At 59.1% G+C, this 15,579-nt stretch carries 12 protein-coding genes; 3 read left to right on the top strand and 9 right to left on the bottom strand.

Annotation, left to right across the window (positions count from 1 at the left end):
- The first annotated feature begins 32 nt into the window (after window positions 1-32).
- Entirely contained in the window at window positions 33-2,087 is a 2,055-nt protein-coding gene (locus BFV97_RS04390) for a ComEC/Rec2 family competence protein (protein WP_069299138.1), read from the top strand.
- A gap of 13 nt (window positions 2,088-2,100) precedes the next feature.
- Here the strand turns inward: BFV97_RS04390 and lexA are convergent, their stop codons facing one another.
- The 6 genes from lexA to BFV97_RS04360 form a co-directional block, all read right to left on the bottom strand.
- Entirely contained in the window at window positions 2,101-2,790 is a 690-nt protein-coding gene (lexA, locus tag BFV97_RS04385) for a transcriptional repressor LexA (protein WP_069299137.1), read from the bottom strand.
- A 111-nt stretch (window positions 2,791-2,901) separates the two neighbouring features.
- On the bottom strand, window positions 2,902-4,086 hold the full coding sequence (locus BFV97_RS04380; RefSeq protein WP_069299136.1) for a molybdopterin molybdotransferase MoeA: 1,185 nt from the start codon (window positions 4,084-4,086) through the stop codon (window positions 2,902-2,904).
- A complete protein-coding gene (moaC, locus tag BFV97_RS04375) occupies window positions 4,083-4,553 on the bottom strand; it encodes a cyclic pyranopterin monophosphate synthase MoaC (RefSeq protein ID WP_069299135.1) in 471 nt (156 codons plus the stop codon). Before moaC ends, BFV97_RS04380 begins: the two co-directional genes overlap by 4 nt.
- A 10-nt stretch (window positions 4,554-4,563) precedes the next feature.
- Complete coding sequence (gene trpC, locus BFV97_RS04370; RefSeq protein ID WP_069299134.1) at window positions 4,564-5,376, bottom strand: indole-3-glycerol phosphate synthase TrpC; 813 nt, start codon at window positions 5,374-5,376, stop codon at window positions 4,564-4,566.
- Window positions 5,369-6,394: an anthranilate phosphoribosyltransferase gene (gene trpD / locus BFV97_RS04365; RefSeq protein WP_069299133.1), complete on the bottom strand. Its 1,026-nt coding sequence runs from the start codon at window positions 6,392-6,394 to the stop codon at window positions 5,369-5,371. The genes trpC and trpD overlap by 8 nt, the downstream gene beginning before the upstream one ends.
- Complete coding sequence (locus BFV97_RS04360) at window positions 6,391-6,972, bottom strand: anthranilate synthase component II (RefSeq protein WP_069299132.1); 582 nt, start codon at window positions 6,970-6,972, stop codon at window positions 6,391-6,393. The genes trpD and BFV97_RS04360 overlap by 4 nt, the downstream gene beginning before the upstream one ends.
- A gap of 157 nt (window positions 6,973-7,129) precedes the next feature.
- Between BFV97_RS04360 and BFV97_RS04355 the strand changes: the two genes are divergently transcribed.
- The gene (locus BFV97_RS04355; RefSeq protein ID WP_069299131.1) at window positions 7,130-8,869 is read left to right on the top strand and encodes a divergent polysaccharide deacetylase family protein; all 1,740 of its coding nucleotides are present in this window, start codon (window positions 7,130-7,132) and stop codon (window positions 8,867-8,869) included.
- 32 nt (window positions 8,870-8,901) lie between these two features.
- Here BFV97_RS04355 and trpE read toward each other — a convergent pair whose 3' ends face one another.
- The 3 genes from trpE to BFV97_RS04340 form a co-directional block, all read right to left on the bottom strand.
- Window positions 8,902-10,419 carry an anthranilate synthase component I gene (trpE, locus tag BFV97_RS04350; protein WP_069299130.1) on the bottom strand — a complete coding sequence of 506 codons (1,518 nt, stop codon included), beginning with the start codon at window positions 10,417-10,419 and terminating at the stop codon, window positions 8,902-8,904.
- Window positions 10,416-12,281 (bottom strand): SurA N-terminal domain-containing protein, encoded by a 1,866-nt coding sequence (locus BFV97_RS04345; protein ID WP_069299129.1) that lies wholly within the window; start codon window positions 12,279-12,281, stop codon window positions 10,416-10,418. The genes trpE and BFV97_RS04345 overlap by 4 nt, the downstream gene beginning before the upstream one ends.
- A 108-nt stretch (window positions 12,282-12,389) precedes the next feature.
- Window positions 12,390-13,595, bottom strand: a complete 1,206-nt coding sequence (locus tag BFV97_RS04340; RefSeq protein ID WP_069299128.1) for an aminotransferase — start codon at window positions 13,593-13,595, stop codon at window positions 12,390-12,392.
- A gap of 78 nt (window positions 13,596-13,673) precedes the next feature.
- On the opposite strand from BFV97_RS04340, the gene BFV97_RS04335 reads away from it, so the two are divergent.
- Window positions 13,674-15,497 carry an ABC-F family ATP-binding cassette domain-containing protein gene (locus tag BFV97_RS04335; RefSeq protein WP_069299127.1) on the top strand — a complete coding sequence of 608 codons (1,824 nt, stop codon included), beginning with the start codon at window positions 13,674-13,676 and terminating at the stop codon, window positions 15,495-15,497.
- Window positions 15,498-15,579 lie beyond the last annotated feature (82 nt).

Below are 15,579 nucleotides of genomic sequence, written 5' to 3'. Positions count from 1 at the left end.
GGTCATAAAGGACAAGGCAACGATGGGCAGCGATGGGGGGTGAACATCTGTCAGAGGCGCTGTTTGCGCAGCGTCACCGCTTTGGCCTGTGGGTTCCGGTCTGGCTGGGGCTTGGCGTGGCTTTATATTTTTCACTGCGATTTGAACCGGATGTCTGGCTTTTGGCAAGTGTTTGCGGGCTGGTCCTGCTTGCCGCGCCGCTAAGCCGGATCGGACCGGACCCGTTGCGCGTCCTGATCTGGGTGCCCGCGCTGGTTTCGCTTGGCTTTCTGGTCACGGCAGGGCGTGCCCATTGGGTGGCTGCGCCGAAACTCGGCTGGCATTACTACGGATCGGTGGAGGGAACCATCGTGCATCTAGACCGCTCCGGTTCTGACAAGCCCCGCGTGACGCTGGCCGATCCGGTGCTGGAGCGGATGGACCCTGCGCGTGTGCCGGACCGCGTGCGGGTGTCGCTGCACTCCGAACTTAACGGCACCGCGTTGAAGCCGGGGGCGCGGATCATGCTTACGGCGAGCCTGTCTCCCCCCGCCGGTCCGGTAGAACCAAAGGGCTTTGATTTTCAGCGTATGGCCTGGTTCAACCGGCTCGGCGCGGTGGGCTATGCCCGTGCGCCGCCGGTTCTGGCCGTGCCTGCTGACAATCGCGCCTTTGCGTTGCGGGTTTTTGCGCTGCGCATGCAGATGTCGCGCCATATCCAACACCATATTCCGGGCCGCACGGGGGCGTTTGCCGCAGCGATACTTACCGGCGACCGATCACAGATTGATCCGCTGCTGCTGGCCGATTTGCGTCGTTCCAATCTGGCCCATCTGCTGGCGATTTCGGGGTTGCACATGGGGCTGTTGACGGGGTTTGTCTTTGCGCTGATCCGGCTTGGAATTGCAGCGGTTCCTTATCTGTCCGTGCGCTTGCAAGCCAAGAAAATCGGCGCGGTGGTGGCGCTGCTGGCGGGGGCGGGATACCTGCTGGTGTCCGGTGCAAATATCGCAACGCAGCGGGCTTTTGTCATGGTGGCGGTGATGCTGGTGGCGGTGCTGCTGGAGCGTCCGGCGATCACCCTGCGCGCGGTTGCGATCGCTGCAACCCTGATCCTGCTGTTCCGCCCCGAAAGCCTGTCCGGACCGGGGTTTCAGATGTCCTTTGCCGCAACCACCGCGCTGGTGGCAACGTTTGAATCGCTGAATCGGGCGCGGGGCTGGCAGGCTTTGCGCCAAAGCAGGTTCTCGCTGGTCTCTCCCTTCGCATCCCTTTTCATCGCCTCCGCCGTGGCCGGAGCCGCAACCGCGCCGTTTTCTGCGTTCCATTTCAACCAGATGGCGCAATACGGCTTGCTCGCCAATCTTGCGTCTGTTCCGGTGATGAGTCTGGTCGTCATGCCGGCAGCCGTGATCGCAGGCGTCCTGACGCTGGTCGGACTGGAAGGTGGCGCGTTTTGGGTCATGGGGCAGGGCATCGACTGGATCCTCGCCGTGGCCCATTTCGTGGCAGCGCAGGACGGATCGGTGGTGCGGATCAAGTCGGGGCCGGTCTGGGCGCTGGGGTTGGTGACACTTGGCGGCTTAATCGTAATCATCTGGCAGGGTCGGAGCCGCTTTCTGGGGGTTCTTGTTGCCTGTCTTGGCTTTGGCTGTTGGACATGGGCCACGCGACCTGATCTGTTGATCACCCAGAACGGGCGGATGGCAGGTATTTTGACAGAACAGGGCCGCGCCATTTCACGAAGCAGAGGCAACGGGTTTGCTGCGCAAAACTGGTTGGAAAATGATGCAGATGCGGCGGATCAGGCGATCGCGGCTGCGCGGTTCGTCGAGGACGGGGACGATTGGCGGGTGGAGTTTGACGGCGGAACGGTTGCTTACCTCTGGGGCAAAAAACGCAGCGCGGAAGAGATCCGGGCTGCCTGCGATACATCCGATCTGCTGATTGTGCCGCAATGGAAAGCACAGATTACAGGTCCGTGCCAGCCCGTCACAGCCGCAGACTTGCGGAAAAGCGGTTCCGTCGCGGTACGCTCAAACCGGAAAGGTTTGACAGTTCAAACCGCGCGCCAAGCCTCTGGCACGCGGTTATGGAATGAACGGTAAGCGGTTCGCCAGTTCAATAGGTGCGGATCAGCCCGACCAGTTTGCCTTGAATCTTCACCTGATCATCGCGGAAAACACGGGTTTCATAGGCCGGGTTTGCCGCCTCCAACGCGATGGCAGAGCCTTTTTTGCGCAGGCGTTTCAGCGTGGCTTCCTGATCATCCACCAGCGCCACGACAATATCGCCGTTTTCCGCGTCGGATTGTTCGTGGATCACGACGATGTCGCCCTCATTGATCCCCGCCTCAATCATCGAATCGCCTTTCACCTCTAACGCGTAGTGCGAACCTTGATTGTGCATCATCCCGCCGGGCACAGCCACGTGGCTGGTGACGTGCTGGATCGCTTCAATCGGGGTACCTGCTGCGATCCGGCCCATAATCGGCAGGGACTGCGCGTCCATGTTGGACACAGGCATTGCATCACGGGGGGGCGGTGGCGGAGCCGAGCCTTCAATCACGCGGGGGTTGAATTTGCCGGCTTCTATCGACTCTGGCAGGCGCACGATTTCGATGGCACGGGCGCGATGGGCCAGACGACGGATAAATCCCCGTTCCTCAAGCGCGGTAATCAGGCGGTGAATGCCGGACTTGGAACGCAGGTCCAGTGCTTCTTTCATCTCGTCAAAGGAGGGCGGTACACCGTCCTTTTGCATCCGCTTGTGAATGAATTCCAGCAAATCCATCTGCTTGCGAGTGAGCATGATACCCTCCTGTTTCGCGCGTTTGTTCGCTTCTGTTCCTGTCTGTTCTACAAGCGTTCCTGTTTTGTGTCAAAACCTATTTTCTGATGCGGATGGTGGCACGACAGGGGGCTAGAGGCGGATAAAGGGAACAGTCTCACCGGCTTTGCGGGGGGGATCATTGGGGTCGCGCACCAGCAGGGCATCCGCGCGGGACAGCACCGACAAAAGGGAGCTATCCTGCCGGGTTTCAGGCGTGCAGGACAGCATGCCTTCGTCAATCGAGAGTTGTGCGCGCATGTAATGGCTGCGCGGTCCATTCTGTCCCATATCCGCGCCAAGACGGGCAAGTTCGCGGGGCATCGCCTGTTTACCAAGGCCAAGCATCGCCCGCATTGCTGGCACCAGAAACACGGTGCCACACACCATAGAGCTGACCGGATTGCCGGGCAGCCCGATCATCGGGGTTGTGCCGAGCCGACCCGCCATAAGGGGTTTACCCGGACGCATGGCGACTTTGTAAAAGGCTTGCTCCAACCCCGCCGCTGTTGCCACCTGTCGTACCAGATCGTGATCCCCGACAGACGCGCCGCCAAGGGTAACTATCGCATCCGCATCCATTCCCAGATCCAGAACCGCCCGCAAAACCTCCGGATCATCGGCGGCAATCGGCAGAATGCGGGCAATGCCACCATTCGCTTCAATTAGGGCCTTCAAGCCGTAGTTATTGCTGGAAATTATTTGGCTGGGGCCCGGTGTTTCCCCCGGCATCACCAGTTCGTCGCCGGTGGCAACCAGCGCGATCACAGGTTTGCGACGCACCACCACAGAGGCGCAGTTCATAGAGGCGAGCAACGCGACATCGCCAGCGGAAAGCACGCGGGGCGCGGACATTGCATCACCGGCTTTGAAGTCTCCACCAGCAGGGCGGATGTAAAAACTCTGGTCGAGGTTTTCGCCTACGATGATGCTGTCGCCGTCCCGTGTGCAGTCTTCCTGGATGAGTATCCGGTCCACACCTTCGGGCACGGGGGCGCCGGTGAAAATGCGCACGGCTTGACCGCGCTGAACCGTGCCGTCGAATCTGCCACCTGCCGCGCTTTCTCCGATGACGGTTAGCTTGGCGCCGCTATCCAGATCGGCTGTTTGCACGCCGTAACCGTCCATTGCGGAAGAGGCAAACGGCGGCTGGCTGCGGGCAGCAACAGCGTCCTGAGCCAGCACCCGACCTGCCGCCGCACGCAGGGGCACTGTTTCCACGTCCAGCGGTTCAAACAGTTCAAGAACCCTGTCCAGAGCCTGTTCAACGCTGATCATTCTGATTCAAACCGGCCGGATTTTCCACCGTCTTTAAGAACGACCCGTACATCGCTGATTTGCATAGTTTTATCGACGGCCTTTACCATATCGTAAACGGTCAGGGCAGCGACATTAACCGCAGTAAGCGCTTCCATTTCCACGCCGGTCTGTCCGGTCGTTTTCACGGTAGCCTCGATCATCACGCCGTCCTCTGTCACCTTTAGATCAAGCGAGACTTTGGAAATGGCAAGCGGATGACAGAGCGGGATCAGATCGGAGGTTTTCTTCGCCCCCATGATCCCTGCAAGCCGTGCAACAGCCAGCACATCGCCTTTCTTGGCGCGGCCTTCTTCGATCATGGCGCGGGTTTCGGCATTCATGATCACACGGCCCTTTGCGACGGCAACGCGGCTGGTGACAGGTTTTTCCGAAACATCCACCATATGGGCGGCGCCGGATTCGTCAAAATGGGTCAGTTTTGCCATGATGGCTCCGTTACATCGCCTGCGGGGTCCAAGGGCTGCCAATCAGATCGCGGGTGGCATGGGCCACATCGTCCTGACGCATCAGGGATTCCCCGATCAGGAAGCAGCGCACCCCGAATTTTGCCAGATTCGCCAGATCTTCCTTGGTGTTCAGACCGCTTTCGGAAATCAGCAACCGTTCCGCCGGAGCGTAGCGTGCCAGCGTGGTTGAGGTTTCAAGAGAGGTCTCAAAGGTCTTCAGGTCGCGGTTGTTGATCCCCAACAGGGGCGAGCGCAGATGCGCGGCGCGGTCCAGTTCCTCGCGGTCGTGAATTTCAACCAGAACGTCCATGCCGTAATCAAAAGCAGCATTTTCCAGTTCCTGTGCCTGTGCATCCGAAACGCTGGCCATGACGATCAGAATGCAATCCGCACCCCACGCCCGCGCTTGGGCGACCTGATAGGTGTCGTACATGAAGTCCTTGCGCAGACAAGGCAGGTCGCAGGCATTGCGCGCCTCTGTCAGAAATTCCGGTGCGCCCTGAAACGATGGCGTGTCTGTAAGAACCGAGAGACAGGCCGCGCCGCCATCGGCGTAGGCGGCGGCCAGTGCAGCAGGGTCGAAATCTTCGCGGATGACGCCTTTGGAGGGGCTTGCCTTTTTGATTTCGGCAATAAGACCGTAGCCACCCGATTGCGCGGCACGTTTCAACGCATCGGCAAAGCCGCGCGGCGGGGTCTGGTCTGCGGCCAGAGATTCAAGTTCCCCGAGGGAGACTTCTTCTTTGGCGGCTTCGATCTCTTCCAGTTTATAGGCTTTGATCTTTTCGAGAATATCAGTCATCTGCTGCCTCTGTCGTTATTTTTGCCAGCGCGTCCAGCTTGGCGGCTGCAGCGCCACTGTCTATGCTTTGGGCCGCAACTTCAACGCCTTCGCGCAGGTTTTCTACTTTATCTGCAACCACTAACGCAGCAGCAGTGTTGAACAGCACCGCGTCGCGGTAGGCCGAAGGCTCGCCGGCCAGCAGCGCCCTGAGCGCGGCAGCGTTGTGATCCGGCTCCCCCCCGACGATCGACTCAAACGGATGTACCGGAAGACCTGCGTCCTCGGGGGAAATCTCTGTCTCTGTTACCGTGCCGTTTTCCAGTTTGGCGACCCAAGTAGGACCCGCGATGGAGATTTCGTCAGTCCCGTCGGAGCCGTGTACCAGCCATGCCTTTTCAGAGCCGAGTTGCAGCAGCACGTCGGCCATCGGGCGGATCATCCCGCGTGAGAATGCGCCGGTAAGCTGGCGTTTCACCCCTGCGGGATTGGTTAGCGGTCCGAGGATGTTGAAAATCGTGCGGGTGCCAAGGGCTTGGCGGGCGGGCATTACATGGCGGGTTGCAGGGTGGTGCATCGGCGCCATCATAAAGCCGATTCCGACCGAGTTGATCGCCTGTTCCACCACTTTAGGCCCGACCATTACCTCTACCCCCAACTGGCCGAGCGCATCCGCGGTGCCGGATTTGGACGATAGGTTCCGGTTGCCGTGTTTGGCCACAACAACGCCGGCCCCTGCGGTCACAATGGCCGTCGCGGTCGAGATGTTCAGGGTGGATTTCCCGTCGCCGCCGGTGCCAACGATGTCGATTGCCCCTTCAGGTGCACTGACGCGCAGGCATTTGGACCGCATCACAGCGGCGGCTGCGGCGTATTCTTCAACGGTTTCCCCCCGTGTGCGCAGCACCATCAGGAAACCGCCGATTTGTTCGGGCGTCGCATCGCCTTCCATTATGGTGGTAAAGGCGGCTTCGGCCTCTGCGCGGCTGAGGGGGCCGTCGATGGCTTTGGCAATCAGGGTCTTTAGCGGCGTGCTCATGCGGGTTCCATTGCAGTCTTTAGAAAATTGTTCAGCAGCGCGTGCCCGTGTTCCGAGGCGATGCTTTCAGGGTGGAATTGAACGCCGTGGATCGGCAGAGATTTATGGGCCAGCCCCATGATGGTGCCGTCTTCCAGCCAAGCGGTAACTTCCAGGTCATCGGGCAGGCTGTCCCGCTCTACCACCAGCGAGTGATAGCGCGTGGCTTCAAACGGCACAGGCAATCCGGCAAAGACGGACGCGCCCTTATGGTGCATCTTGCCCATCTTTCCGTGAACGATTTCATGACAACGCACAACCTTGCCGCCAAACGCCTGACCGATCACCTGATGGCCAAGACACACCCCGAGCAGCGGGGTTTGCGTGTCCGCAGCGGCTTTTACCAGATCGAGACAGATTCCTGCCTGATCCGGATCACAGGGGCCGGGGGACAACAGGATCATATCCGGCTGCATATCCATCGCATCCTGCACGGTGATTTCGTCGTTGCGTCTGACCACAACTTCGGCCCCTAATTCCCCGACATAATGCACCAGATTATAGGTGAAACTGTCGTAATTATCGATCAAAAGCAGCATTTTGCCCGTCCTCAACATCGGTGATTTAGGGGGATGATCCCTGTTGTGAATTGCGCTATACATTGCTCACGGGCGTGCGCAGAGGTCAAGAGCAGCGGGCCAAGAAAACACGCGCACGATTGCAGGCAAATGATATAAAAGGCGCATGAGGCTTATAATGGCAAACTGGGGTAAAACCGCAGGAGTTGTGTCCGGACTGGCCGTCGGGCTGACATCTGGCGTCTTTCTGGCGGCGCTGAATCCGATCCTTCCCGAAACCGACAGAACAACCGTTTCAAACGCACCGGAACAAGCGACCGGATCGCCGGCGACCCCCACGGCGCAACCGGATGGCACAAGTGCCGGCGCGGTGGTTTCACAAAACACCAGTGGCGTTAACCAGTCCCCGACGTTGGATATGACCAAGACCGCTGCCAGCACCGCAGCGCCTGCGCCGGATCAATCCCCGAACGGCGTGATCGTTTCAGGGTCCCAGGACAGCGCCCCGTCCAGTGTCAATGCCGCGCGTCAACGGCCACAAAATACCGAAGTGGCTGTGCTGACAACAGAAACACAGGTTCCTGCAGAGACCGAGCTTTCGATCACCATGCCGGTTGTAGCGGACACGCCCGAAACCGCAGGGCTCGCCCGTATCACTCCGGAGGACGGGGCAGAGAACCAGCCCACAGTATCCTCCGATCCGGCGGACCCTGTAGAGATGGGGCAACCGCTGGTGGAAACGGCGGGGCCGGATGCGCTGGTGGGGGAAACAGATGACAACGACAACGATCTGCCGCTCTTGAACCCGGACGGAACAATAGAGCGTGCGGATACCCGCGACTCGCGAAGGATCGGCGTGCTGGACCAGACCGCCATTGTGCTGCCCCGGCTCGACAAAGAGCCGGGCAAGGCACCGGCGCCCGAACCGGCCGCAGAGGATACACAGGACCCCTTGCGCATCCTGCCGGTTGTTCCCGTACCCGAGGACAAGGCCGGATCCGACGAACCACAGTCCGACGATGATACCTTGCGCAGCGCTGCCTTTAGTCCGGACAACCAGCCGAACACGTCAGGGACCTTTGCCACGCTCGGATCCCGCCTGCCGACCATCGGGGACAAGGGCGCAGATGGTATTTCGACGTTAGGAAAATCAGCGATCAGCAAACGCATCCCCACCATCGGTGAGGACGAGCCGGTACTCTCGGGGCAGATTGCAACGCCAGCGGTTGGTGCGTTGCGGGCCAATGCCAATGAATTCACCCCGACCGGCAAACCGCTGGTCTCTGTCGTGTTGCTGGACAACGGCCAGATTGAAGGCCAACTGTCCAAATTCGCGCGGCTTGGCCTGCCACTGGCGATTGCCATTCCGGTAGATCAACCCGATGTACCTGCCAAATCCCGTGCCTATCGCAATGCCGGATTTGAGGTGCTTGCTCTCAGCCCCCGTGACGTGAAACTGTCGCTTCCGGGTGGCCAGACCGACGAGCAGGTGGCCGAACTGTTAGAGCGGTTCTTTTCCCTGATGCCCGATGCGATGGGGTTGATCGACCGTCCCGCAGCGCTGCTGCAACGGGACCAGCGGCTGGTGCGCTCTGTGGTGGGATATTTCGCACAGACCGGCCACGGCATAATCACCTATGCGGGTGGTTTGAACGCTGCGCCACGGCTGGCGGATCAACAGGATGTGGCGTTTGGTGTGGTCAGCCATATTCTTGACGGGTCCGAGGATACGGAAACGGTCCTGTCGGGCTATTTGAACCGTGCCGCCCGCACCGCGCGAAGCAAGGGCAGTGCGATTGTGCTGGCGATGCCAAACGACGAGACCTTGTCCGCGCTGTTGAACTGGTCGCTGGGCATTAATGCCCGCACCGTCAGTTTTGCGCCAGTGTCAGCGGCATTGATGGCGGGCAACCCCTAAGGGCGTCCGCCAGTCATTATCAAATATCGGGATCAGTAGTTGCCGTTCGACTTTACGAAGGTCACGGCATCCTTGGCTGCTTTGCGCAAAGCGTTGGATTTGTTGACGGTTTCCTGAAGCTCTGCCTCAGGATCGCTGTCATAAACCACGCCGCCGCCTGCTTGAATGTGCAGCTTCTGGTCCTTTAGAACCGCCGTGCGCAGGGCGATACAGATGTCCATTTCGCCGGTGGCGCTGAAATAGCCGACACCGCCGCCATAAACGCCGCGTTTCTCTTTTTCCAATTCGTCAATGATCTGCATGGCCCGGACCTTGGGCGCACCGGAAACCGTGCCCGCAGGCAATCCGGCGAGCAGGGCGGAAAGGGCATCCTGATCTTCGGCCAGTTCGCCAACCACATTGGATACGATGTGCATCACATGGGAATAACGTTCGATGATGAACTGTTCGTTCGGATTTACCGTGCCGATTTTGGAAACCCGGCCCACATCATTGCGCCCCAGATCCAGCAGCATCAGATGCTCTGCCATTTCTTTTGGATCACCCAGCAGATCCGCCTCTAATGCGCGGTCTTCGGCCTCGTTCGCGCCGCGATGACGGGTGCCTGCGATAGGGCGGATGGTGACTTCCTTGTCTTTTACCCGCACCAGAATTTCGGGGCTGGCGCCGATGACCTGAAAGCCGCCGAAGTTGAAAAAGAACATGTAAGGCGACGGGTTGGTGCGGCGCAGCGCACGATAAAGCGCGAAGGGCGGCAGTTTGAAGTCCTGCGTCCAGCGCTGGCTCGGGACAACCTGAAAGATGTCACCGGCACGGATGTAATCCTTGGCCTTGTCGACAAAACCGAAATATTCCTCGCGGCTGGTGTTGGACACAGGTTCGCCCACAGCGGATTCCGGATCGGCTACGGGGGTGGCCATAGGTGCAGGGCGTTCGAGATCGCGCACCGCATCCATCACCCGTTCTGCTGCCTGATTATAGGCCGCACGGGCCGACAGGCCGCCCGTTGCCCACACCGGAGAGACCACGGTGATTTCATCCTTCACCCCGTCCACGACGACCACCACAGACGGGCGCATCATCACCGCGTCCGGCAGGCCGAGCGGATCGGGGTTCACGTCGGGCAGGTTTTCCACCAGACGGATCATGTCATAGCCGAGATAGCCGAACAGACCCGCCGCAATCGCCGGCAGGTCTTCGGGCAGGTCGATATGGCTTTCATCCAGAACCGCCCGCAAACTGGTCAGCGGATCGGCTTTCATCGGTTCAAAGGCATTGGCATCGAACCGCGCCTGACGGTTGATCCGTGCACTGTCGCCGTGACACTGCCAGATCAAATCCGGTTTCATGCCGATACAGGAATAGCGGCCCCGGTTTTCACCGCCGGTCACGCTTTCCAGCATGAAACTGTCCTTCTGCGCCTGTGCCAGTTTCAGCATCAGCGACACAGGCGTGTCCAGATCGGCCACAATACGGGTATAGACCACTTGATTGTGACCGTCTTTATGGGCCTTTTCAAAAGCTTCAAAGGAGGGAATTAACGTGCTCAAAATCCAGTGACCTGTGTATTGACCTGATTGATGATCGGGCGGTTCAGCTGCACACCGGCCTGTGACTGTACGGCGTCAGTGAAATAGCCCAGCAGGTCGAGCGAAATTTGCGCGTTCAACTGGCCGTTGATCTGGTTCAAAAGCTGGTCGTTGTTGCCCAGATCCGGATCAAACGCGGTGATGTTGGTCAGACGCACCAGCACCACACGGTCGCCACCATCCACGATCGCCACGCCGTTATCGTCGAGTTTGTAGACCTCGGGCACGGTGGTCGGGGGCAGTTGTTCCAGATAGCTGTTGCGCTTGATGCCATCGACTGCGGTCATTTCCAGACCCAGTTCGCTGACATCGCCGCCTTCTTCCAACGCGGCTTTCAGGGTTTCAGCGCGGGCTTTGAGGGCGGCGTTCACCTGATCGGCACGCCAGTCTGCGGCAACTTGGTCACGGATCTCTTCCAGCGGAATGGCTTGGGGCTGGTCGATGCTGTCCAGACGCAGCGCAAATACGCCGCCGTCAGACAGGTCGATTACCTCGGGGAAATCCCCTTCCTCAGCGGCCAGTGCTGCCTCGCGGAAGGCGTCATAACCGGCGATTTCCTCGGTGGATTCAGCGGAAAACGCAATGGTGCCAAGGGTCATCTCGGTCTCATTGGCAAGCGCCTCCAGCTCTGCACCACCTGCAAGAAGGTCGTCTATGTCCGTCACACGATCAGACACCAGACGGCGCGCGGCTTCACCGGCAAGTTCATTGCGCAATTCGTCGCGTACATCCTCAAAGGGCGTGCTGTCGGCATCCAGAACCGCGTTGATCCGGAACAGGGCCGGACCCAGATCAGAGTCGACCGGTCCCACGATACCCGGTTCCGTCGTGGCAAACAGCAGGTCCGCGGCCGCTTTGGATACATCGTTGCGGCTGATTTCGCCCATATCCACATCGGCTTCTTCCAGCCCCCGTTCTCCGACGATCTCTGCAAAGCTTGCTTCTTCTGCGTCGATCCGGTCCCGTGCGGCTTGGGCGTCCTCCATTGTTGAAAATACAAGCCGGTCCACGGCCCGTTGTTCTACCTTGTTGAAACGGTCGCTCTGCAGGTCATAGCTTTCGCGGATCTCGTCTTCGTCCACATCCACAGCATCCAGCAGCGCAGAAGGGTTCAGCCACGCGTAAGTGATGTTGCGGGTCAGCGGCGACATATAGTTGGTCGCATGTTCTTCGTAAAAGGCTTGCAATTCCTCATCGCCGGGTTCCGCAATGGTGGTGTCCAGATCTTCTTCGCTTAGCGCGACCCATTCAAAGGAGCGTTCCTGCTGGGCAAATTCCATCAGCGTCAGAGGCACGGTCAGATCGCCTTTCACGCCGGTCACAATGGTGTTTTCCAACAGCGCACGGGCGTTTTCCTTGCGGATCAGGGTTTCAAACTCTGTCGCGGTAATCCCGAGCTGGCGTTCCAGATAGAAATCATAGCCTTCCCGGTCGAATGTCCCGTCGAGTCCCTGAAACTGCGGGCTTTCGAGAATCGCCTTGCGGACGGTTTCATCCCCCACAGACAGGCCCCGATCAGTGGTTTCATTGTTCAGAGCTGCCTGTCCCACCACTGCGTCCAGCACCTGTTCCTGCACGCCGAATTGTTCCAGTTCAGCTGCGGTCAGGGTGCGACCGGCCTGCTGGTTGATCCGGCTGGCGGCGTTTTGATAGGCCCGTGCATAGGTGTTCACCGGAATGGATTCATCCCCGACCTTCCCGATCGAGCGCACCGTACCGCCCCCAAGGCCGCCAATGCCAAACCCCGTCAGTCCGAGCATGAGCAACCCCATGATAACCCACATGACCTTGCTTTGGCCTTTTCCGCGCATTGAATCGAGCATTTACCGGACCTTTTTTTCCCTTGTCTGAAGGCAGGTTTTAGGCAGCAAAACGCCGGAGGGCAAGCGGCAACACAGGGCGCCCCCTTGCCCGATGGTATAATAACGGGGCTATGGGATGGAAAATGCCGCGAGACGCGCGAAAAGCCTATCAATTCCGCTCTGGTCCACATTGGCAAAAGCGATCCGCATATGCTGTTCGGCATGGCCGTTGCCGCCTTCCTCCCTGCGGGGGCTGAACATGGTGCCGGGCAGGGCGAGGATGGCGGATTTCTCCACCAGCGCTCTGGCTACCTGATCGGACGGCGCGTCAAACGGGTGTGAGACATAGGCGAAATAGGCGCCGCAGCCTTTCAACGCCCAACCCTCCAGTTGCGGAAAGGCTGTGCGCATGGCGCTGGCGCGGTCGAGAATTTCGGCCCGTTCCCGTGCCAGCCAGTTGCCAAGATTACGCATCCCGAAAAGGGCACCGCGCTGGCCAAGCTGGTTGGGGCAAATGGTTAACGTGTCGAGAAATTTCTCCACCTCTGTCATGCGCTGGTGCGAACAGACAATTGCGCCAACGCGGTGGCCGGTCAGTCGGTAGGCTTTGGAGAAAGAGTAAAGCTGGATCAGCGTATCAGACCAGTCTGGATCGTTGAACAGGCTGTGGGGGGCGCCGCTGGCAGAATGGAAATCCCGGTAGGTTTCGTCGATCACCAGTGAAATCCCCGATTTCCGCGCCAGTTGGTAGAATGCCGTAATCAGCCCGTCCGGATATTCCATGCCGGTCGGGTTGTTCGGCGTCACCAGCACGATAGCCTTCACCCGATCGTCGATCATTAAAGCCGCCTGCTGCGGGTCGGGCAGCATATCGTCACCGCACATCAGCACGCGGCATTCAATCCCCGCCATATCCAGCCACATCTTATGGTTGAAATACCAAGGTGCGGGCAGGATCACCGCATCCCCCGGACCGGCAAGCGAGGAAATCGCCGCGCAGAACGCCTGATTGCAACCGGAGGTGATACCCACATTCCCCGCAGAGATCGCGCCGCCATAGGTCATGGCACAGTGACGGGCGAGCGTCTCTCGCAGGTCCGGCAGACCGAGAACCGGACCGTAGAGATGGGCGCTGACATCGTTCAGCACCGATTCCGCCAATGCCTGACGCATCGGGGCAGGGGGCGGATCAACCGGCGCGGCCTGACTGACGTTGATCAAAGGCATGTCGTCGGAAAAGGTCACATTTTCAACCCAGCTCCGGGATTCTACGATGGGGGATGTGATGGTCGCTGCAAGAAGCGGGTTCATCGGGCTGGATTTAGAGACCGTCATCAGAGTTTTCCTTTTGAATTGGGGGGACCCTAGCAAGCGCCCCTTGACGGCGCAATCTGCATAACCGATAGGGGCTGCATGGCTAATCCTCCTGTACTGACCCTCTCCGATATCATGCTCACCTTTGGCGGCAACCCGTTGTTTGACGGCGTTGGGCTGACCGTTCACGAAGGGGCGCGCATCTGCCTTGTGGGGCGCAACGGCTCGGGCAAATCCACGCTGCTTAAGGTGATTGCCGGACTGGTAGAACCCGATGCGGGGAATCGCTTTGTGCAGCCCGGTGTTTCTGTGGGGTACATGGACCAGCATCCTGATCTGTCAGGGTATGCAACCTTGGGCGATTTCGCCATGTCCGGTTTGCAGCAGGGCGAGGAATATAAGGTCGAGATGGCCGCCGAAGGTTTGAAGCTGAACCTTGAACAGGCCCCGTCTGCCGCATCGGGCGGGGAACGCCGTCGCGCCGCACTTGCCAAAATTCTGGCCGAGGCGCCGGATTTGATGCTGCTGGACGAGCCGACCAACCACCTTGATATTGAGGCGATCAAATGGCTTGAGGATCACCTGCGCCAGACCCGCGATGCCTTTATCCTGATCTCTCACGACCGTGCGTTTTTGCGCTCGCTCACGCGGGATACCATGTGGGTGGACCGCGGCATCGTGCGCCAGCATCCCAAAGGATTTGAAGCCTTTGAGGAATGGCGCGACAAGACCTTTGAAGAAGAAGACCAGCAGCGCCACAAGCTGAACCGTCTGATCAAGGCCGAGGCCCGCTGGGCCGTGGAAGGCATCTCTGCACGGCGCAAACGCAATCAGGGCCGCGTGCGGCGTCTGGCGGATTTGCGTGCGGAACGGGGCGCACAGATCAAACGGACAGGGGCTGCGGCGATGGCCTTTGACAGTGGTCAGAAATCCGGCAAGCGGGTGATCGAGGCCACGGATATTTCCAAATCCTTCGGTGAAAAGACCATCGTTCGGGAGTTTTCCATTCGCGTCGCACGCGGAGAGCGGATCGCGATGATCGGGCCGAATGGTGTCGGTAAAACCACGCTGTTGAACATGCTTACCGGAGCATTGGAACCGGACACCGGATCGGTCAAGCTCGGCACCAATCTGTTGCCCGCAATATTCGATCAAAACCGCGCCGTGCTCGACCCGAAAGTCTCGCTTTGGGATACGTTGACCGAGGATAAGGAACTGGGTGTTTCAGGCCAGAACGACCAGATCATGGTACGCGGCACGCCCAAACATGTGGTGGGCTATCTCAAGGAATTTCTGTTTTCGGAGAATCAGGCCCGTGGTCCGGTTTCTGCCTTGTCTGGCGGGGAAAAAGCACGGCTGTTGCTGGCGCGTCTGATGGCGAAAGAGAGCAATCTTCTGGTGCTGGACGAACCGACAAACGATCTGGACGTGGAAACACTGGATCTGCTGCAGGAGATCCTCGACGATTATGAAGGCACCGTTCTTCTGGTCAGCCACGACCGCGATTTTCTCGACCGCGTGGCGACCACCTCTATCGTGATGGAAGGCGATGGCGAGGCCACGATCTATGCCGGCGGCTGGTCGGACTATCAGGCCCAGCGCAAGGAAGACAGCAAGGCAGAGAAAGCAGAGAAAGACCCCAAAAAGCCCGCATCTAAGGCGCAGCCGGTCGAAAAGCCCAAAGCCGCGCCCAAAAAGATGAGCTTCAAGGATGAGCATAGGTTGAAAGAGCTGCCAAAGGTGATAGAGCGCCTTGAAGCGGAAATCGCCAAGTTGCACGACTATCTTTCCGATCCGGAGCTTTACACAACGGCCCCTGTCAAATTTCAGAAAGCCACCGAAGCCTTGTCCGAAAGAGAGACCGCGCTAGAAGCCGCCGAACTGGAGTGGCTGGAGCTTGAAGAACTGTCACAGCAGCAATAAGATACTGATAGTAAACGTTTTACTTTCAAATCTGCGATGCAAGTTATCCACAACACGATCAACGGGCTGTGGGTAACTGCGG

This window comes from Neptunicoccus sediminis (assembly GCF_001719615.1).
GTDB lineage: Bacteria > Pseudomonadota > Alphaproteobacteria > Rhodobacterales > Rhodobacteraceae > Amylibacter > Amylibacter sediminis.
Note: the sequence above shows the minus strand (reverse complement) of the source record. Positions and strands in the feature narration are given on the sequence as shown.